The following is a 20,178-nucleotide window of genomic DNA, read 5'->3' as shown; positions in this document are numbered from 1 at the left end:
GAGATGAAAATTAAAAATATAGTAGCAGCAAGCGTTTGTTTCTTAACACTTTTTAGCTGTACAGATATCAACGAAAATATATACGATAAATATCAACCGGACACCTTTTATGGAACTCCGGAAGGAGCTAATATTGCTCTTGCCAGCGTTTACGCAGAAATTCCGGGGGACTTTGAACGTAAAGGCGTACCCGGCGTAGGTTATGCAGGAGCTGATAACGGCTGGTACGACATGAACTGTATGTCATCAGATGAGCAGGTAATTCCGCATAGAACAGATGGTAACTGGCAGCAGGACTTTGCCCGTTTGCACAAACACGAATGGCTTCCTTCTGAATTCATTATCAACAATACTTGGAACTGGTTATACAAATCTATTTTTAATGCCAATTTAGCTGTTGAATTATTAGAAAAATCAGGCGCAGATCCTTCAAAAATTGCTGAAGCAAAAGTATTACGAGCTTTCTTTTATTATTTATTGATTGATGATTTTGGTGATGTTCCATTTTATACCAACAACAACATTACTGTTGATAAAATCCCGCAGTCAAGCCGTAAAGAAGTTTTTGATTTTATAGTAAAAGAACTAACCGAAAACGTAGAACTTCTTTCTGTAACTAAAGGCGGAAATTATTATGGAAGGTTCAACAAATGGGCTGGTTATACATTGCTTGCAAAAGTGTACTTAAACGCTGAAGTTTATACTGGAACTCCAAAATGGACAGAATGTTTAGCTGCTTGTAATAAAGTTTCTGAAGGCGGGTTTACACTTCATTCTGGCGCTGCAGATGTTGCGAATCCTTTAGGAAATAAATATTTTGAATTATTTGGAGACGTACTTCCTGATGATGAAACTATTTTGCCTATTTATGCAACTCTGGATGTTGTTTCCCGTAATGTTTATGCTGTTCGTAGTGTATACGGTCCGCAGGGCGTAAATTTATTTGGATTAAGCGGTTGGAACGGAACTATTGTTCCTAAAGATTTCTTCCTGAAATACGACGTAAATGATATTCGTAGAAAACAGTTTTTAGTAGGCGAACAGCCTGGCGGATTCAATTATACACTTGAAGTTGGATCTTTAGATAATCCGGGAGCGCTTCCTCAGGCTGGAGTTCGTAATGTGAAATTTTATCCTGCAGGAGTAAAATCAGGAGGAGGAGCTTCTAATGACTTTCCAATTTTCAGATATGCTGACGTAATTTTAATGATGGCAGAATGTAATGCTCGTTTAGGGAATGCAGCTGCAGCAAAACCTTTTGTAGATCAAATTAGACAACGTGCAGGCTTAGATGGTTTAGACCACAATCCAACTCTTGATGATATTTATAATGAAAGAGGTTTCGAATTAAGCTGGGAAGGTCACAGAAGACAAGACATGATTCGTTTTGATAAATTTTTATTAGCAAACGAATTTAGACCTGCATCACCTGCTTATAGAAAATTGTTCCCAATTCCAACATCTGCTTTAGATGCTAATCGCGGACTTAAACAAAACCCAGGTTACTAAAAACAAAACTATCATGAAAAAATATATCAATAAATTATTATTACTTGGAAGTTTGGTTTTTTTAGCCGCTTCCTGTGAAACTGAAGGAACAGTAACGACACTAAAATCAGTAAATTTTCCTTCTGCAATTGAGGTATCATCTAGTACAATAGTACTTAAAGAAGAGACTTCGGACCAAGCCGCTTTACTGGTTTCTTATCCAAAGGTAACTTTCCCAATTGCGGCGCCAGTGAGCTATGCCGTACAATTAGATTTGCCTACTGACATCAAAGGAAGCGAGGCATGGTCAAAAGCGAAACGCGTTGAAGCCGGAGAAGATGTTTTAAGTAAATCATTTACCGGATTAGAATTAAATAAAATTGCTTTGGATTTAGGGATGAAACCTAATGTTCCGGGAGAATTAGTAATTCGTGTAGAAGCTTCAATGGATCATAGAACGTATTCTAATCCTGTTACAATAACGGTAACACCTTATTTGAAAACGGTTGTTTTTGGAGAAATCTATATGCCGGGAAGCTATCAGGGATGGGATGTAGGAACAGCTGCTGCATTAACCGAAATTCAATTAGGAGTTTATCAGGGTTACATGACTGTAGCAGAAGGCGCAGGTCCTGGATTTAAATTAAATAAAGGAAGAAACTGGGCACAATTTTACGGTGCAGGAGCTTCAAATAATGATTTGAAAAACATGAGCGATACTGATTTTGTGCTTCCGGGTGCAGGTTCATATCAAATTAAAGTAAACACAAATACTTTAAAATGGTCTCAGACACCTTATGCTTGGGGAATTGTTGGGCCAGCATCTGCAACAGCAGAACAAACAGCCGGAGATCCAAATTACGGATGGAATCATTCTGTACCAATGTCTTACGATCACGTAACAAAAACATGGAAAATAACGGCAAATTTATTAGCTGGTGCTTTAAAATTCAGATTGAATGATGCATGGACTGTGAATTATGGACCAGCAGATGCTTCAACAAACATTGTTAATCTTGATAATGGCGGCGCTTACACCATTGGCGAAGCCGGAACTTATGAAGTTACGTTTAAAATTGTTGAAACAGATCCGGCAAGTACGGGTTATCCGGCAACTGCAATAACTTCTATCGTTAAAAAATAACAAAAATTAAGTTTAGTTTGGTTTGAGTTTACCTGTCTTTTTACTTCGAAAGGCAGGTTACTTCTCAATCATTTAAAATATAAAAATTATGAAATTTAATATAAAATTTGTTTACGCATTACTGTTGGCCGTAGCATTTGTTTCGTGCAGTTCTTCTGACGATGATTCAGAAAAAACTCCCGAATCTCCATATACACAATATGGCGCTCCATTTGAAAAAATGCCAAAAAAAGAAGATGCAATAATTTATCAGGTAAACATTCGTGCCTTTAGTCAGGCAGGAACATTAAAAGGAGTTCAGGACAGACTTTCTCAAATTCAGGAATTGGGAGCAAATGTTATTTATTTAATGCCTGTTTTCCCTGTTGGAAAAGAAAGAGCTTCTGGCGAATTAGGTTCTCCTTATGCTGTAAAAGATTATAAAGCCATAAATCCGGATTTTGGAACTTTACAAGATCTTCAAACATTAGTTGAAGAAGCACACAAGAAAAACATGGCCGTTGTTTTAGACTGGGTTGCCAATCATACCGCTTGGGACAATGCTTGGATTACACAGCATAAAAACTGGTACCAGCAAGATGCTGCCGGAAATATTATAATTCCGCCGGGAACAAATTATAATGATGTAGCGCAGTTAAATTTTGAAAATACCGAAATGAAAGATGCCATGATCGATGCCATGTCTTACTGGGTTTACAACGCAAACATAGACGGTTTTAGATGTGATTATGCTGATTTTGTACCGAATAATTTCTGGGCAGATGCCATTACAAAATTGAGAAAAATCAAGAAAAACCAATCTATTTTAATGCTTGCCGAAGGTTCAAAATATAACCACTTCGCTTCTGGTTTTGATTATACATTTGGTTTTAATTTCTTCAGTACTTTAGAAAAACTTTTCAAAGAAAACAAACCAGCAACTACAATTCAGGATTCGAATGCAACAGAATATGCAAACAATTATAATCCTGAAAATAGAGTTGTTAGATACACAAGCAATCATGACGTTAACCTTTCAGACGGAACTCCGTTGGAACTTTTTGGAGGCAAAAAAGGATCAATTGCTACTTTTGTTATCGCTGCTTATTTAAAATCTGTTCCAATGATTTATAACGGACAGGAAATTGGATATGCACAAAGATTAAATTACTTCGCAAAAACGCCAATTGACTGGTCAACTGCAGATAATGAAATGCTTACTGAATACAAAAAAATCATTGCCTTTAGAAATACAAGCAACGCTATTAAAACAGGAACTTTTACAGGATACAGCACCAATTCAGTAAGTGCATTTACAATGGTAAAAGACAGCGAAAAAGTTTTTGTACTTTCTAATTTAACAGATGCAACAGTAAAACATCTTGTTCCATCGACTTTAAAAGGAAACTGGAAAGACGCTTTTACCGGAGCAGCCGTTACAGTTGGTGCAGAAATAACATTACAGCCTTTTCAATATATAGTATTGAAAAATTAATTCGAAAAAGCATCTTTAAATAAAATTAGATTTGCCAAAAACTAAATAACATGAATTTTCAATCCCAAAAATCATTGCTTCAAATTCGTTTGAGCAAAAAAACAGCGCTTTTATTTTTTGCAATTGTAAGCACAATTTGGCTTCACGCACAAGAAATAACTTCGCCAGACAAAAATCTTTCTTTAAAATTTGAATTAAAAGAAGGCGGAATTCCGTCTTACCAATTATCATACAAACAAAAAGCAGTTATAAAACCAAGTTCTTTGGGTTTAGAACTTCAAAATATGCCTTCGTTTTTGGATGGTTTTACCATTACAAACACAGCACAATCTTCTGTTGATGAAAATTGGAATCCGGTTTTAGGTGAAGAAAAAACAATTCGTAATCATTACAACGAATTGGTTGTCACATTAGCTCAAGCAAAAAACAACAATAGATTTATTCGCATTCGTTTCCGTTTATTCAACGACGGATTGGGATTTAGATATGAATTTCCAAAACAAAATGATCTAAGCTATTTTGTAATAAAAGAAGAACGTTCTCAATTTAATTTAGCTGGAAATCATAAAATTTTCTGGATTCCGGGAGATTATGATACCAACGAATATGCGTATACAACATCAAAAATTTCAGAGATTCCTTCGCTGATGAAAAAAGCTACTATCGATATTAATTCGCAGTGGCCAATAAAAGAATTAGCAGTACAAACGCCGTCAATGATGAAATCAGATGATGGTTTATACATCAACATTCACGAAGCAGGATTAATCAATTATCCGGCAATGTATCTTGAAGTTGATGCTGTAAACAACAAAATGATGAGTCATTTGGCGCCAGATGCAGTTGGAGCAAAAGGTTATATGCAGACCGATGCACAATCACCTTGGAGAACCATTGTAGTAAGCGATAAAGCAACAGATATTTTAGCTTCAAAATTAATTCTGAATCTTAACGAACCAACAAGTTATAAAGATGTGTCGTGGATTAAACCTGTAAAATTCATCGGAATTTGGTGGGAATATTTTGTGGCAGGAAGAAGTACCTGGGCTTTTGGAAAAGAAAATAATGTGAAATTAACAGATGATTTTACAAAACTTACTCCAAACGGAAAACACGGAGCCACAACAGAACGTGCAAAAGAATATATTGATTTTGCCTCTAAAAATGGTTTCGATGCCATCCTTATCGAAGGCTGGAACATTGGCTGGGAAGACTGGATCAACAACTGGAAAGAAGAAGTTTTTGATTATGTAACAGCGTATCCCGATTTTGATGTAAAAGCAGTTCATGAATATGCTGCCTCAAAAGGGGTAAAAATTATCATGCACCACGAAACATCAGGATCTGCAACTAATTACGAACGTCGTTTAGATCGTGCTTTTCAATTTATGAACGACAATGGTTACGATGCTGTAAAAACAGGTTATGTAGGGAAAATTATTCCGCGTGGCGAACATCATGACGGACAATGGATGGTGAACCATTACATTAACGTAGCCAAGCGTGCTGCCGATTATAAAATTATGATTGACAGTCACGAAGCAGTTCGCCCAACTGGTTTAAACAGAACTTTTCCAAACTGGATTGCTCAGGAGTCAGCGCGCGGCACCGAGTTTGAATCTATGGGAGGATTAGCTCCTGATCATACTACGATTTTACCTTTTACGCGTTTAATGGGAGGTCCAATGGATTATACTCCGGGAATTTTCCAAACAGATCTTTCGTATTATGGAACCGGAAGTTCACAACGAGTAAATACCACTTTGATAAAACAATTGGCTTATTATGTAACGATGTACAGTCCGCTGCAAATGGCTGCTGATATTCCTGGGAATTATGAGCGTTTTCCAGATGCATTTCAGTTCATTAAAGATGTTGCTGTAGATTGGGATAACAGTTACATTTTGGAAGCTGAACCTGGAGATTACATTACAATTGCTCGTAAAGCAAAAGGCAAAAATGAATGGTTTATTGGCGGAATTACAGATGAAAATGCAAGAACAGCAAACATTTCATTTGACTATTTACCTGCTGGAAAAAATTTCATCGCTACTATTTATGCCGATGCCAAAGAAGCTAATTGGAATCAAAATCCACAAAAGTATACCGTTACCAAAGTTGTTGTAAACTCAAAAAGCAAATTAAAGCAGTATTTAGCTCCGGGAGGAGGTACTGCAATCAGCATCAAAGAAGCAAATGCTGAAGAATTAAAGGGATTGAAAAAGTTATAATTCTTCGTTGAGCATAATTATTTTAACACATAGAAACATAGATTTTGTAAACTCCAAAAAAAGGCATTTCATTTATTTAAAACACACATAGCTATCTATGTGTGAAGAAATTTGTTTCTTTTTTTGAACTCTTTTTACGCCATAATATCTATGTTTCTATGTGTTAGATAAAATCGTTATGCACTATACTCAACGATTATAATTAGATTAAAAATTTTACTACTTGAAAACTATTAACCACAAAATGTTTGTCAAATTTAAAAACAATGCGAGTGAGAATGAATTTTAGTTAAGAAATGCTGACAAGCATGCAAAAAAACTACTATTATGAAAATCAAAATTACCACTAGATTATTTCATATTACGAAAACACTAGTCTGTTTTCTATTATTATTTGCAAGTTCAGTTTATGCACAAGATCCGCCTCAATACGGAACGCCATTTGCAGGCGTACCCGATACACGAGATGTAAACATGTATCAGGTTCATATACGTCCGTTTAGTGCCAACGGAAATTTAGCCGGAGTAACCGCCCGATTAGATAATATAAAAGCACTTGGTACTAATGTTATTTATTTAATGCCAATTTATCCGCACGGTACAGATTCCCGAAGTTCAGCTTCGCCTTATTGTATTAAAGATTTTAAAGCCGTAGGATCAGAATATGGTTCTCTTGCCGATTTAAGAACTTTAGTTGATGGAGCTCACAGCCGCGGAATGGCCGTTATTTTAGATATTGCCATAAACGGAACTTCTTGGGATAATGTCTGGACAGTTTCACATCCGGAATATTATAAGCGAACCGGAACAACAATTCAGCAATTAGGAAATTTCTCTGATATTGCAGCACTTGATCTTAATAATTCTGCTACACGAGCAGCTATCAAAGATGCAATGCGCTATTGGATTTTCGCTGCAAATGTTGACGGTTATCGCTGCGATTATGCTAATAATCCACCTTTAGATTTTTGGTCAGAAGTGAATTCAAACCTTAGAGGCATTTCTTCTCATAATTTATTAATGTTAGCCGAAGGAGACAGACAAGAGAACTTTCAGGTTGGTTTCGACATGAATTATGGTGACAGATGGTTTCACAGCGGTTTATATGACATTGCTAATGGAGGGCCTGTTTCTCAAAGGCTTCAGGACCAGTCTACATATGAGTATGCTAAAGCGACTGGAAATCAGCAAATCGTTAGATACACTGGAAACCACGATACTTACACAAATGATGATGGCGTAAGAAGACCAATTATTCCATTCAAAAGTCACAACGGAATTGTTGCTAATTTCTTAGTTTCGGCTTATATGAAAGGGGTTCCTTTTTTAATGAGCGGACAAGAAATCGACTACGAACCAAAAACAGACTGGCCTTGGACAAACTTTAAATTCAACTGGTCTCAAAATCCAACTGCCGCTGCAGATTTCGCCAAAATCTTAAATTTCAGAACCACAAGTGCAGCCATCAGACGCGGTGATTTAACCACGTATGCGAATGATGATATCAGCATTTTTACCAAGACATTAGGTACAGAAAAAGTTATTGTAATGTCGAATTTGAGAAATGCCTCAAAATCGTATGTAATTCCGGCAGCTTTAGCAGGAACTTACGTAAATCCGTATAATAACAATGCTTCGGTAACTTTAACAACAGGCGCAACAAGAACATTTGCTGCTTACGAATATTTGGTTTTAACCAATACAAATGCTCCGGTTGTAGCCGTTACAGGAGTTTCTGTGAGTCCAACAACAGTAACTGTTGGTTTAGGGTCTACACAACAATTAAATGCTACAATTGCTCCGGCAAATGCAACAAACCAAAACTTAACATGGACATCAAGCAATACAGCGGTTGCAACTGTAAATGCAGCTGGTTTAGTTACGGCCGTTGCGGCAGGAACAACAACTATTACGGTAAAAACGGTTGATGGAAACAAAACAGCAACTTCGGCTGTAACTATCGCTGCGATTCCTGTTTCTTCTGTAGCGGTTTCACCAACTTCAGCAAGTTTGTATGCAGGAAATACGCAACAGCTTTCTGCAACAATTTCGCCAGCAAATGCAACTAACAAAAATATAAGCTGGAGTTCAAGTAATACTGCAATTGCAACTGTGAATTCAAGCGGACTTGTAACCGCAGTTTCTGCTGGAACAGCAACGATTACAGCCACTACACAAGACGGAAATAAAACGGCTTCGGCTACAATTACGGTAAATCCAAATACTAATTTTACGGTTTATTTCTATAAACCATCAAACTGGGGAACAGGAATCAAAATTTATTACTGGAGTGCTTTACCAGCAGGAGTTTTGGCTAATGCTACATGGCCGGGCGTAAACATGACCGATGCCGGAAATGGATGGTACAGCTATACATTTACGAATGTAACCTCAACTAATTTAATTTTTAACGACGGAACCAACCAAACTGCTGATTTAAGCCGAAACAAAACTGGCTGGTACATGAACAATACTTGGTATGATTCAAATCCGGGAACTGTTGTTGCCGTTACAAGTGTAACTTTATCGCCAACAACTGCAACATTATTGGTTGGCGCAACACAGCAATTAACTCCAACTGTTAATCCTTCAAATGCAACGAATAAAGCAGTAACTTATAGTTCAAGTAATACAGCTGTTGCAACGGTAAACAGTTCAGGTTTGGTAACTGCTGTCGCTGCAGGTTCTGCAACGATTACGGTTACAACTCAGGATGGAGCAAAAACTGCGACTTGTGCCGTTACCGTAAATGCATCAAATGTTGCGGTTACGAGCGTGAGTTTGAGTCCAAATTCAGTATCATTAGCTGTTGGTGGAACACAGCAATTAACGCCAACAATTCTTCCTGCAAACGCAACAAACAAATCTGTAAATTATAGTTCAAGCAACACAGCTGTGGCAACTGTAAATAGTTCAGGATTGGTAACTGCTGTTACAAATGGAACAGCAACGATCACCGTTACAACAGTTGACGGAAATAAAACGAGTACAGCTTCGGTAACTGTTTCAACTGCAACGGGAACTTATTACACGATTAAAAACAGATGGACTGGTGCCTATTTATCTGATGCCGGAGCAAATGTTGGTTACGGAACTACGGTTTCTGGCAACAGCTACAAATGGCAGAAAATTGCAATAGATGCAACTTATTTCGTTCTTAAAAATGTAGCTACAGGTGAATTAATGAATATTGAAAGCCAAACCGGAACAGTTCAATCTAATATAACAGATACTACTTTCTGGAGCGCGCAATGGTCTAGTGATTATATCGACGGAACTTGGGTTCGCCTAAGAAACAGATGGCAGACTGGAAATATTATTCATGTTGAAAACCAAACGGGTTCTGCACAATACGGAAATTCGCAAGACGGCTGGTACAGCGCACAATGGCAATTAGAGCCAACAACAGTTGGAACAGGAAAATCTACAGTATCAATTAACGAAGTTTCAGAAACTGAAAAAGTAATTGGTATTTATCCGAATCCGGCAACGAATAATGAATTTCATGTTTTATTACCAGAATTAGAAAACGGAGATTCTGCTGCAATTTCAGTTTCAGACATGAACGGAAGAACGGTTTTAACTGAAAGACTTTCAACATCAGGAAAAATAGATCATCGTTTAGCTTCGGGAATTTATATTGTAAATATTGTTTCTAAAGATTTTAAAGTGACTAAAAAACTGATCGTTAAATAATTCTTTTTTGGATCAAAAATTAAAAGGCGTATGAGATTTTCATACGCCTTTTTTATTCTATTTTATTTTGCCACGAATTTCACGAATTCACACTAATTCTTTTTTTTGCCACAGATTAAAAGGATTTAAATGATTTTTTTAATCCTCATAATCCTTTTAATCTGTGGCAAAAATTTTTAAAATAAATTCGTGAAATTCGTGGCAAACTTTATATTTACTCTCCCAACAATTCCATCAATTCCAAAGCTCTTTTTGTAGATTTTACATTCTCAAAAGTCAATAAAAGACGTAAACCGTTTGGAGTTTGTTTTTCTTTCATTGTGCAAAGATTACTGTGTGTTTGCACAAATTTTATCATTTTATGAAAACGCTTGGATTGGTAATAATCTGATTGTTGATCTGAAACGAAATAGCCAATCATTTTACCTTTTTTCATCACCAGTTTTTCAATACCAACGGCTGTTGCAATCCATTTGATGCGAATACTATTCATCAATGCATTGGCTCGAGGAGGCATTGGCCCAAAACGGTCAATTAATTTATTTTGGAAAACAACCAGTTCTGCTTCATTTTTTACAGAACCTAATTCGTTATATAAACTTAAACGCTCGGTGACATTATTGATATATTCATCAGAAAACAACAATTCAAAATCAGTGTCAATTTGTAAATCTTTTACGTATTCTTTTGTTTCAATATCGTTCTCTTCCGGATATAAATCTTTAAATTCGTTTTCCTTCAATTCCTCAATCGCTTCGTTCATGATTTTTTGGTACGTATCAAAACCAATTTCATTAATGAAACCGCTTTGCTCGCCGCCTAATAAATCTCCTGCACCACGAATTTCAAGATCTTTCATCGCAATATTGAAACCGCTGCCCAGTTCGCTGAATTGTTCCAAAGCCTGAATACGTTTTCTGGCATCTTCGGTCATGGATGAATACGGCGGACAGATGAAATAACAGAATGCTTTTTTATTGCTACGTCCTACACGTCCACGCATTTGGTGTAAATCTGATAATCCGAAATTATTGGCGTTGTTGATGAAAATCGTGTTGGCATTTGGAACGTCCAATCCGCTTTCAATGATGGTTGTTGCTACCAAAACGTCGAAATCTCCGTTCATGAAACCTAACATCAAATCTTCCAGTTTCGCACCGTCCATTTGTCCGTGGCCAATTCCGACTCTTGCATTTGGAACTAAACGCTGAATCATTCCGGCCACTTCTTTTATATTTTCGATTCTATTATTGATAAAGAAAACCTGCCCGTTTCGCTGAATTTCATACGAAATCGCGTCACGAATTATCTCTTCATTAAAACCAACGACATTCGTTTCAATAGGATAACGGTTTGGCGGAGGCGTTGTAATTACCGATAAATCGCGCGCCGCCATTAACGAAAACTGAAGCGTTCTCGGAATTGGCGTTGCCGTTAAGGTCAATGTATCAACATTGGCTGCAATGGTTTTGAGTTTATCTTTTACGTTAACTCCAAACTTTTGTTCCTCATCAACAATCAATAAACCTAAGTCTTTAAAAACTACATTTTTATTTACTAATTGATGTGTTCCAATTACGATATCGAGTTTCCCTTCTGCTAAATCTTTTAAAGTCTGCGTTTTTTGTTTTGCCGTTCTAAATCGGTTTAAATAACCTATTGTTACCGGCATATCTTTTAAACGTTCTGTAAAAGTTCTGTAATGCTGATAAGCCAGAATAGTTGTTGGAACTAAAACGGCAACTTGTTTACTGTTGTCAACTGCTTTAAACGCAGCACGAATAGCAACTTCAGTTTTTCCGAAACCTACGTCACCACAAACCAAACGATCCATTGGGCGATCGCTTTCCATATCGGCTTTTACTTCTTGCGTTGATTTAGTTTGATCCGGTGTATCTTCATAAATAAATGAACTTTCTAATTCGTTTTGAAGATAACTATCTGGTGCAAACTGAAAACCTTTCTCTAAACGACGTTTTGCATATAACTGAATTAAGTTGAAGGCAATATGTTTGACACGCGCTTTGGTTTTTTGTTTTAAAATTTTCCAGGCGTTCGATCCTAATTTGTAGATTTTCGGCGGCGTTCCGTCTTTTCCGTTGTATTTGGAGATTTTATGAAGCGAATGAATACTTACATACACAATATCATTATCGGCATAAACTAACTTAATAGCTTCCTGTGTTTTGCCTTCCACCTGAATTTTCTGCAAACCGCCAAACTTTCCAATTCCGTGATCGATATGTGTTACATAATCACCAACTGAAAGTGCGGTCAATTCTTTTAAAGTGATATTCTGTTTTTTCGAATATCCGTTTTTGATATTAAATTTATGATAGCGCTCAAAAATCTGGTGATCAGTATAAGCTGTTATTTGATTTTCTTCATCAATAAAACCTTGATATAAAGGCAATACAATAGTATTATATTGTTTTCTGATATTCTCTGAATTGGCTTCATCTAAAGATTCAAAAATATCATGAAAACGTTTTGCCTGCGTTTCATTCGAACAAAACAGATAATTTTTATAACCGTTAAAATGGTTCTCACTCAAATTATTCAGCAATAAATCAAACTGTTTGTTGAAAGATGGCTGAGGCTGAATATGAAATTCGAATTTTTTAGTGGTTTTAAAAATTGGTTTTGAAGCCAATTCTACAATCGAAAAATCTAAAGCGCGTTTGATAAACGAACTTTGATTTAAAAATAATTGTTCCGGTGTGGCGTGTTTTATTTCACCTGAAAGTTTTTCGAAAGCTTCTTCTGCCCTTGCAAATTGTTTATCTAACTGACTAAAAAGTCCGTCAGTATTTTGAATGAAGAGTACTGTTTTTTCTGAAATATAATCTAAAAAACTTGCGCGGTTTTCCTGAAATATCTTGTTTTCAACATTCGGGATAATCGTAATTTTTTTGTGTGTTTCGACAGATAATTGGGTTTCTACATCAAAACTTCTGATGCTGTCTACTTCATTTCCAAAAAACTCTATTCGATACGGATGATCGTTTGAAAAAGAAAACACATCGACAATTCCTCCACGAACCGAAAATTCTCCTGGTTCTGTAATAAAATCGACTCTTTTAAATTCGTATTCAAACAAAACTTCGTTGATAAAATCAATTGAAATTTTATCGTTTAAAGCGACTTTTAATGTGTTTTTATCTAATTGCTGACGTGTAACGACTTTTTCAAAAAGTGCTTCGGGATACGTAACAATTATGGCTGGTTTTTTTCTTGAATTTATTCGGTTTAAAACCTCCGCGCGAAGCAAAACATTGGCATTGTCTGTTTCGTCAACTTGATAAGGACGACGAAATGAAGCGGGATAAAACAAAACGTCTTGTTCGCCAATCATTTGTTCCAAATCGTTTAGGTAATACGCCGCTTCTTCTTTGTTGTCTAAAACAATCAAAAAAGGCAGTTCTATTTTCTTAAAAACAGAGCGTATTATAAAGGAAACTGCAGATCCCAGCAAACCCTGAAGGTGCATTTTTATCTGATTTCCTTCCAGTAAATTGGCTGCAATTTGCTGTGCTTTTGGCAAATTGTCGTATATCGTATATAAGGCGTTTTTACTCAACTCTTGGTAAATTTTGATCTATTGGAGGCGCAGAACTTGGAATTGCGCGGGTTGTGTCTAACATTTTAAGGAAATCAGCTTCTCCTTCTTCTTTTGGAATTTTGGCTTTCTCTACAATTTTATCCATTTGTCTTTCTAACGAAACTAACTCCTTGTTTATTTCACCAATTAAAAAAGCAACTTTATCGTCTGGAATCTGATTTAAATGAATAAATAAATCCATCATTTTGATTTTGGTAATCAAAATAGCAATTCTGGCTTTTATTTGCGGTTGATTAAATTGCGATGGAATGTTATTATTTAAAGCTATCGCTTTTTTAGAAATCGCAGTTGATTTTTTTTGAAAAGCTCCAATAGTTTTTCTCGGCTTGTCTCCTATTTCTTTTAGGAAATCACGCCACTCTGTCCAGCCTTTTACATTTTGTTCAGAAACCTCATTTATTGGTTCGTCTATAAAAATCCAGGCTTTATTGATATTGTTAAAGATTTTTTCTTTCTTTTTAGCTTCTTTCGCATTTTCGGCAAGACGCTTTTCATTCTCATTTTGACATGATTGAAGTACAAAAATCAAGAGTAAAAACAGCGCTATTTTATATTTCATTTGATAAAATGTTAGGGTGCAAAGTTACGAAGTAAATTTACAATTACGAATTGTGTTTTTTGCTAAAGATTCTATAAATCAAGGTTATTTTTTTGCCACAGATTAAAATGATTTAATGGATTATTTTTCTTCAAATTAATTAAAAAATCATTTTAATCTGTGTAATCTGTGGCTAAACCTCATCTAGTTTAACGTTTTGAATAGTGAATAATCTAAAAAACGATCTTTATCATTGTTAATTTTATAATTTAATGTTTGAAAAAACGTTGATATTTGCGAAAACGTTATATTTGCAACACTAAATCTAAACAAATGAATCCAAAAATATTAATCATTGGCGCCTGCGGTCAGATTGGAACTGAACTGACGCAAAAACTGCGTAAATTATACGGAACCGAAAATGTGATCGCTTCTGATATTCGAAAATTAAATACTGATGTTGTTAATTCAGGACCTTTTGAAGTGGTTAATGCTTTAGATTTTAATCAAATTGAACATTTGGTAGAAGTTCATAAAATTACTGATGTTTATTTAATGGCTGCGCTTTTGTCTGCAACGGCAGAAAAAAATCCGGCTTTTGCGTGGGATTTGAATATGAATTCGCTTTTTCATGTTTTGAATTTGGCGAAAGCTAAAAAAATCCAAAAGATTTTCTGGCCTTCAAGTATTGCTGTTTTTGGACCGACAACTCCAAAAGAAAATACGCCACAATATACGATTATGGAACCTTCAACGGTTTACGGAATTAGCAAACAAGCGGGAGAAAGATGGTGCGAATACTATCATAATATTTATGGTGTTGATGTTCGTAGTATTCGTTATCCGGGCTTAATAAGCTGGTCTACGCCTCCGGGCGGCGGAACTACAGATTATGCGGTTGATATTTTTTATAAGGCTATTGCCGATAAAAAATACGAGTGCTTTTTATCATCTGAAACAAAAATGCCGATGATGTATATGGATGATGCAATTGAAGCAACTATCAATATTATGAAAGCTCCGGCAGAAGAAGTTAAAATACATTCTTCATACAATTTAGCGGCAATGAGTTTTACGCCAACTGAAATTGCTGCCGAAATTAAAAAACATATTCCTGAATTTGAAATTACTTATAATCCTGATTTCCGTCAGAAAATTGCGGACAGCTGGCCGGCAAGTATTGACGATACTTCTGCAAGAGAAGACTGGAACTGGAATCATAAATTTGATTTGGAATCAATGACTAAAGATATGATTGAACATTTGAGTTAATCTCAATATACTAAATACTAAGCGTGCTATTTTAAAAATATTTTTAGAATAGCACGCTTTTTTTATGATGGGATTTTGTTAACTGCTTAATTTTCTTACTTTTGATTATATTAGAATAATTTTGAAATTATCTAAAATCATCAATCAAATCACAACAAAAAGCGTTAATCAAATGACAAATTCTTATCATCCTGTCGAGCAAGGCAAAAGAACTGCTATTCTGGATATTCTTCGTGGCTGGGCTTTATTAGGTGTTGCTATTGGCAATTATTCCGGTTATATCCGCATCGGTATTCCACACGAAACCAAGAATAATCTTGTATCTGATATACTATCCTATTTTGATGAGTATTTTTTAGCTGGAAAATCCTGGACTTTACTAACTGTTTTATTTGGTTATGGCTTTGGCATCTTAATTAATAACGTTGCTGCAAAAGGCAAAAACCCTGTTACCTTTTTTACATGGCGAATGTTATTGCTTTTTGGTTTAGCTTTTATTGATTCTAGTTTTTGGTTTGGCGACATCCTTAAAGATTATGCCTTTTTAGGACTTATATTATTGTTGTTTCATAAAAGTTCAGCAAAAACACTGGGTTATATTTCTGCCGTTCTTATTCTTGCTGTGCCTTTTATAATGGCTTATATCAAAGGCTTAAACATTGAAAGAATATCCATTATTACCAATCCGGAATATTTAAAACTATATCATTCTGGAAACTGGCTGGAGTTCTTTAAATTTAATCTCTTGGCTAATTTTTACCAGCAAATCATTGCTCCCGGTTATGCTATTGTAGCACATACTGTAATGCTGGCGTGCATGCTTTTTGGTGCTATGCTCCAAAAATTAGATTTTTTTAATCGTTTAAAAGAAATGAAAAAACTTTTAATCTATGTGCTTATAAGCAGCTTGTTTATTGCTGTTATATTGGGTGTTGTTTTTTACTTTACTACTGAAAATAAAGCTGAATTTCTTAATTTCTTTCATCCTTATTTCTGGTTTATAATAAGTACAATGATTTTTATTGTATCGGGAATTATTCTGCTTTACGATTCTAAGAAACTAAAAACGATATTCGATTATTTTAGTGCCGGCGGAAAAATGACATTAACCAATTATATAACTCAAAATATTTTAGGCGCCTTTATCTTCTCCGGAATTGGTTTCGGAATCGCTGACACTATGCCTTATTGGTTTTACTTTTCGCTAGCGGTTTTTGTGTTTATTATTCAATTATTTATAAGCAAATGGTGGCTTTCAAAATACAATTACGGCCCAATTGAATGGTTATGGAGATCTGCCAGTTATCGAAAATTATTTCCGCTTAAGAAGAAAATTCAATCGGATATTATTTCGGAAGTAAGAACGGTGTAAAACAAGAAATCCCGAATTTATTTCGAGATTTTTTAACATCTTATTTTATTTCACATAATGTTATAAAAATTGATTTTCTGATTATTTTCTTACATTTGAATACCTTAAACCAAAAACATTTTATACCAAAAACCATTTTAATTTATGACAAATTCATTTCAGCCCATTCAGGAAGATAAAAGAACCGCTATTGTAGATATTTTACGAGGCTGGGCTTTATTGGGAGTTGCAATAGGAAATTATGTCGATTTCCGTTACATCGGATTAGAACGTTTTATCATGAAAAAAGGGATTTTTTCTGAGATTGTCAGCTATTTCAATCTCTACTTTTTCTCTGCTAAATCCTGGACTTTGTTAAGCATTTTATTTGGTTACGGATTTGCTGTTCTTATTAATAATGTTGCCGAAAAAGGTAAAAATCCTGTTTCCTTTTTTTGCTGGAGAATGTTTATCCTGTTCATTTTTGCTTTTATAAATTCTGCTTTTTGGCTCGGAGATATCTTAAAAGATTATGCTTTTTTAGGGTTGCTGCTTTTGTTCTTTTACAGAAGTTCTCCAAAAACAATTTTAATAACGTCTGGAATTCTTCTTTTATCTGTTCCGTTTCTTAGCGCTTATATTAATTCGATAAAACAAACATTACCCGATGTGCAGTCTACTGCCAAATATTTAAAATTATTTTATTCTGATAATTGGCTGGATGTATTTCAATTTAATTTACTTGGAACTTATTATCAGGAAATGATTAGTCTTGGTTATGCTGTTACGGTTCATGTTGTAATGTTTGCGCTTATGCTTTTAGGTTTTTATGCTCAAAAAATTAACTTTTTTAATCGTTTACCCGAATTTAAAAAACAATTAAAAAAGACTTTTTTCATTACATTGATTATGGCCATAATTGCAGGTGTTCTTTTTCAAATTGCGATTAATCAGAAAGTAACTTTCCCAATTTTTCATCCTGTTTTTTGGATCATAATAAATACAATGATATGTATTGCGTCTGGAATTTGTTTGTTGTATACTAACGGAAAACTGAAAACAATTTTTAGCTATTTTAGAGTGAGCGGTAAAATGACGCTAACCAATTATTTGATGCAAAATATTATTGCGTGTTTTCTTTTCTCGGGAATTGGTTTCAAAATTTACAATACGCTGCCGTATTGGTTTTACTTTTTCTTAGCCATTTTTGTTTTTACAATTCAGTTGTTTATAAGCAAATGGTGGCTTTCAAAATTCAATTATGGCCCGGTTGAATGGTTATGGAGAGTTTTAAGTTATAGAAAAATGTTTCCTTTAAAAAAGACGGTACAAAACGATATTGTAACAGATATAAAACCTGTTTTATAGATTTATTACTAAATAAAAAAGCCCTTAAAAAATTAATTTTAAGGGCTTTTATTATTTTATCAAAGTTGATTATTTCACTTCAAAAACATTATTTGCAGGTTTTACATCAGCCATTAATCCGCTTGGATCAATAGTGATTTTTTTGATTGCTGTTTTGTTCTTGTCAATTGTAAAACTGTAGTTCGACATTGCCCAAGCCCAATCCTCTACAACTGTTCTTTTCTCATTCGGGTTTGGATTTGGTTTAATGAAATTCATCATTCTTAACGGAATGTAGAAGTTTTCAGAAGTTCCGTCTGTATAATCCACTTTTAAATCGATTGGCATTGGCATTCTTCCAATTCTTTCTAAAGTAATTGTTGTTTTTCCTGAATTATCAGCAACATCTTTAATTCCGTAATCAATTGTATTGGCCGTTTGTGCCCAGTCAATTAAATACCAATCTAATTCTGCTCCAGAAACTCTTTCTGCAGTTCTTTTAATGTCGTTTGGAGTTGGATGTTTGAATTTAAAATCGTTGAAATATCTTTTTAAAGTTGCATCCAGACTTTCTTTTCCAATTACATATTCTAATTGTGCTAAAAAGATACATCCTTTTACATAAGATGAAATACTGTATGGACGATTTTCATCGTAACGATCTCCGTGCGTTGTCTGTGGCTGTTCTTTTCCAGAATTTACTAAACTGTAATAAGCAGCATAAGTTCCTTTGAACGGATTTGCTTCTTTTTTATCTCCTTTTAATTCATTCAAAGCACTGTCTTCAATGTAAGTTGTAAAACCTTCGTCCATCCAAGGGTGTTTTGATTCGTTTGAAGCTAAAATATGCTGGAACCAAGAGTGCCCTAATTCGTGAGTTGCAGTTCCCAGAATTCCTTCAAGAGTTCCATTTCCTAACATCAAAGTACACATTGCATATTCCATTCCGCCGTCGCCGCCCTGAATAAATGAATATTGTTTGTACGGATATGCTCCAACTCTATGGTTGTAATAATCCATCACTTTTACCATTAAAGGTTCTAACTGTTTCCAGTTTGCAGTCGTTTTTTCATTGTTTTTGTAGAAGAAATGCAAATCGACATCGTTTGGTCCTTTTACAATATCATGCGTGTATTCTTTGTCTGCTGCCCAGGTAAAATCGTGAACGTTTGGTGCAATAAAATGCCATGTTAATGTTTTTGCTTTTTTAGGATAAACAACTGTTACTCCAGCATCTTCATAACCGTGACCAATTGTGTTTTTGTCTTGTAAATATCCAGAACCTCCAATTGTGTAGTCTTTATCGATTGTAATTTTTACATCAAAATTCCCCCAAACACCGTGAAATTCTCTTGCGATGTATGGATCTGCGTGCCATCCTTCAAAATCAAATTCGGCTAATTTTGGATACCATTGTGACATTGAAAGTTCAACGCCTTCAGAATTGTTTCTTCCAGAACGACGAATCTGCACTGGAACTTGTCCATCAAAACCTAAAGTAAAAGTGGTTTTTGAATTTGGCAAAATTGGTTTAGGCAAAATCACTTCTAAAATAGTTCCCGAAACTCTTGTTTGAGCTGAAATTCCGTCTTGTTTGAAATCAGAAATTTTTAAATACCCAATTTCATTTGGTTTCAAAGATTCAATACGGCTTTGTTTTACCTCTTTTCCGTCGGCAGTTTTTACTTTATTTACCATTCTTCCGTCTGGATCTTTGATAAAATGAAGACGAGCGTCCATTTCACTTCCCGGCTGAAAAGCATTTGGGAATAAATGATAAAACACTTTTCTTAATGTATCAGGAGAATTATTGGTATAAACCAATTCTTGTTTTCCTTTGTACTGATAGTTTTTTACATCCATTGAAACCTCCATTTTATAGTCGGCGTGCTGCTGCCAATATGGGGTACTTTGGGCAAAAGAAGCGTTTAAACCTAAGCTCAAAAAAGAAAGTAAAATAATTTTTCGCATGTTAATTTAATAATGAAAATGGAAGAGCTGCGGCTCTTCCATTG

At 35.1% G+C, this 20,178-nt stretch carries 11 protein-coding genes; 8 read left to right on the top strand and 3 right to left on the bottom strand.

Going from position 1 to position 20,178, the window contains the following annotated elements:
• Nucleotides 1–3 precede the first annotated feature (3 nt).
• The 5 genes from B3C18_RS20310 to B3C18_RS20290 all read left to right on the top strand — a co-directional run bounded on the left by B3C18_RS20310 (nt 4) and on the right by B3C18_RS20290 (nt 10,033).
• Nucleotides 4–1,509: a RagB/SusD family nutrient uptake outer membrane protein gene (locus B3C18_RS20310; protein WP_291150994.1), complete on the top strand. Its 1,506-nt coding sequence runs from the start codon at nt 4–6 to the stop codon at nt 1,507–1,509.
• A 13-nt stretch (nt 1,510–1,522) separates the two neighbouring features.
• Complete coding sequence (locus B3C18_RS20305; RefSeq protein ID WP_291150991.1) at nt 1,523–2,632, top strand: SusE domain-containing protein; 1,110 nt, start codon at nt 1,523–1,525, stop codon at nt 2,630–2,632.
• An 88-nt stretch (nt 2,633–2,720) separates the two neighbouring features.
• Complete coding sequence (locus B3C18_RS20300) at nt 2,721–4,106, top strand: alpha-amylase family glycosyl hydrolase (protein WP_291150988.1); 1,386 nt, start codon at nt 2,721–2,723, stop codon at nt 4,104–4,106.
• Nucleotides 4,107–4,156: 50 nt separating this feature from the next.
• Complete coding sequence (locus B3C18_RS20295; RefSeq protein ID WP_291150985.1) at nt 4,157–6,337, top strand: glycoside hydrolase family 97 protein; 2,181 nt, start codon at nt 4,157–4,159, stop codon at nt 6,335–6,337.
• 327 nt (nt 6,338–6,664) lie between these two features.
• Complete coding sequence (locus B3C18_RS20290) at nt 6,665–10,033, top strand: Ig-like domain-containing protein (RefSeq protein ID WP_291150982.1); 3,369 nt, start codon at nt 6,665–6,667, stop codon at nt 10,031–10,033.
• A gap of 214 nt (nt 10,034–10,247) precedes the next feature.
• Here the strand turns inward: B3C18_RS20290 and mfd are convergent, their stop codons facing one another.
• Together mfd and B3C18_RS20280 are read right to left on the bottom strand one after the other, a co-directional pair.
• Nucleotides 10,248–13,613: a transcription-repair coupling factor gene (gene mfd, locus B3C18_RS20285; RefSeq protein ID WP_291150979.1), complete on the bottom strand. Its 3,366-nt coding sequence runs from the start codon at nt 13,611–13,613 to the stop codon at nt 10,248–10,250.
• Nucleotides 13,606–14,214, bottom strand: coding sequence for a hypothetical protein (locus tag B3C18_RS20280; RefSeq protein ID WP_291150976.1), 609 nt, complete (start codon nt 14,212–14,214; stop codon nt 13,606–13,608). The genes mfd and B3C18_RS20280 overlap by 8 nt, the downstream gene beginning before the upstream one ends.
• Nucleotides 14,215–14,526: 312 nt before the next feature.
• Here B3C18_RS20280 and B3C18_RS20275 point away from each other — a divergent pair, with 312 nt between their 5' ends.
• The 3 genes from B3C18_RS20275 (at nt 14,527) to B3C18_RS20265 (ending at nt 18,184) form a co-directional block, all read left to right on the top strand.
• Nucleotides 14,527–15,465 (top strand): L-threonine 3-dehydrogenase, encoded by a 939-nt coding sequence (locus B3C18_RS20275; protein ID WP_291150972.1) that lies wholly within the window; start codon nt 14,527–14,529, stop codon nt 15,463–15,465.
• Nucleotides 15,466–15,637: 172 nt separating this feature from the next.
• Complete coding sequence (locus B3C18_RS20270) at nt 15,638–16,837, top strand: DUF418 domain-containing protein (RefSeq protein WP_291150969.1); 1,200 nt, start codon at nt 15,638–15,640, stop codon at nt 16,835–16,837.
• 144 nt (nt 16,838–16,981) lie between these two features.
• On the top strand, nt 16,982–18,184 hold the full coding sequence (locus B3C18_RS20265; protein ID WP_291150962.1) for a DUF418 domain-containing protein: 1,203 nt from the start codon (nt 16,982–16,984) through the stop codon (nt 18,182–18,184).
• Nucleotides 18,185–18,253: 69 nt separating this feature from the next.
• Here the strand turns inward: B3C18_RS20265 and B3C18_RS20260 are convergent, their stop codons facing one another.
• The gene (locus tag B3C18_RS20260) at nt 18,254–20,134 is read right to left on the bottom strand and encodes a M1 family metallopeptidase (RefSeq protein ID WP_291150959.1); all 1,881 of its coding nucleotides are present in this window, start codon (nt 20,132–20,134) and stop codon (nt 18,254–18,256) included.
• Between the last annotated feature and the right edge of the window lie 44 nt (nt 20,135–20,178).

The organism is Flavobacterium sp. UBA7680, from assembly GCF_002482975.1.
Classification (GTDB): Bacteria; Bacteroidota; Bacteroidia; order Flavobacteriales; family Flavobacteriaceae; genus Flavobacterium.
This window is presented reverse-complemented; position numbering and strand designations above follow the sequence as displayed.

Excerpts from the sequence above, each read along its gene's own strand:
- B3C18_RS20265 (WP_291150962.1), top strand. The coding sequence starts at position 16,982 with ATGACAAATTCATTTCAGCCCATTCAGGAAGATAAAAGAACCGCTATT.
- B3C18_RS20300 (WP_291150988.1), top strand. The coding sequence starts at position 2,721 with ATGAAATTTAATATAAAATTTGTTTACGCATTACTGTTGGCCGTAGCA.
- B3C18_RS20295 (WP_291150985.1), top strand. The coding sequence starts at position 4,157 with ATGAATTTTCAATCCCAAAAATCATTGCTTCAAATTCGTTTGAGCAAA.
- B3C18_RS20310 (WP_291150994.1), top strand. The coding sequence starts at position 4 with ATGAAAATTAAAAATATAGTAGCAGCAAGCGTTTGTTTCTTAACACTT.
- B3C18_RS20290 (WP_291150982.1), top strand. The coding sequence starts at position 6,665 with ATGAAAATCAAAATTACCACTAGATTATTTCATATTACGAAAACACTA.
- B3C18_RS20260 (WP_291150959.1), bottom strand. The coding sequence starts at position 20,134 with ATGCGAAAAATTATTTTACTTTCTTTTTTGAGCTTAGGTTTAAACGCT.
- B3C18_RS20270 (WP_291150969.1), top strand. The coding sequence starts at position 15,638 with ATGACAAATTCTTATCATCCTGTCGAGCAAGGCAAAAGAACTGCTATT.
- B3C18_RS20280 (WP_291150976.1), bottom strand. The coding sequence starts at position 14,214 with ATGAAATATAAAATAGCGCTGTTTTTACTCTTGATTTTTGTACTTCAA.
- B3C18_RS20275 (WP_291150972.1), top strand. The coding sequence starts at position 14,527 with ATGAATCCAAAAATATTAATCATTGGCGCCTGCGGTCAGATTGGAACT.
- B3C18_RS20305 (WP_291150991.1), top strand. The coding sequence starts at position 1,523 with ATGAAAAAATATATCAATAAATTATTATTACTTGGAAGTTTGGTTTTT.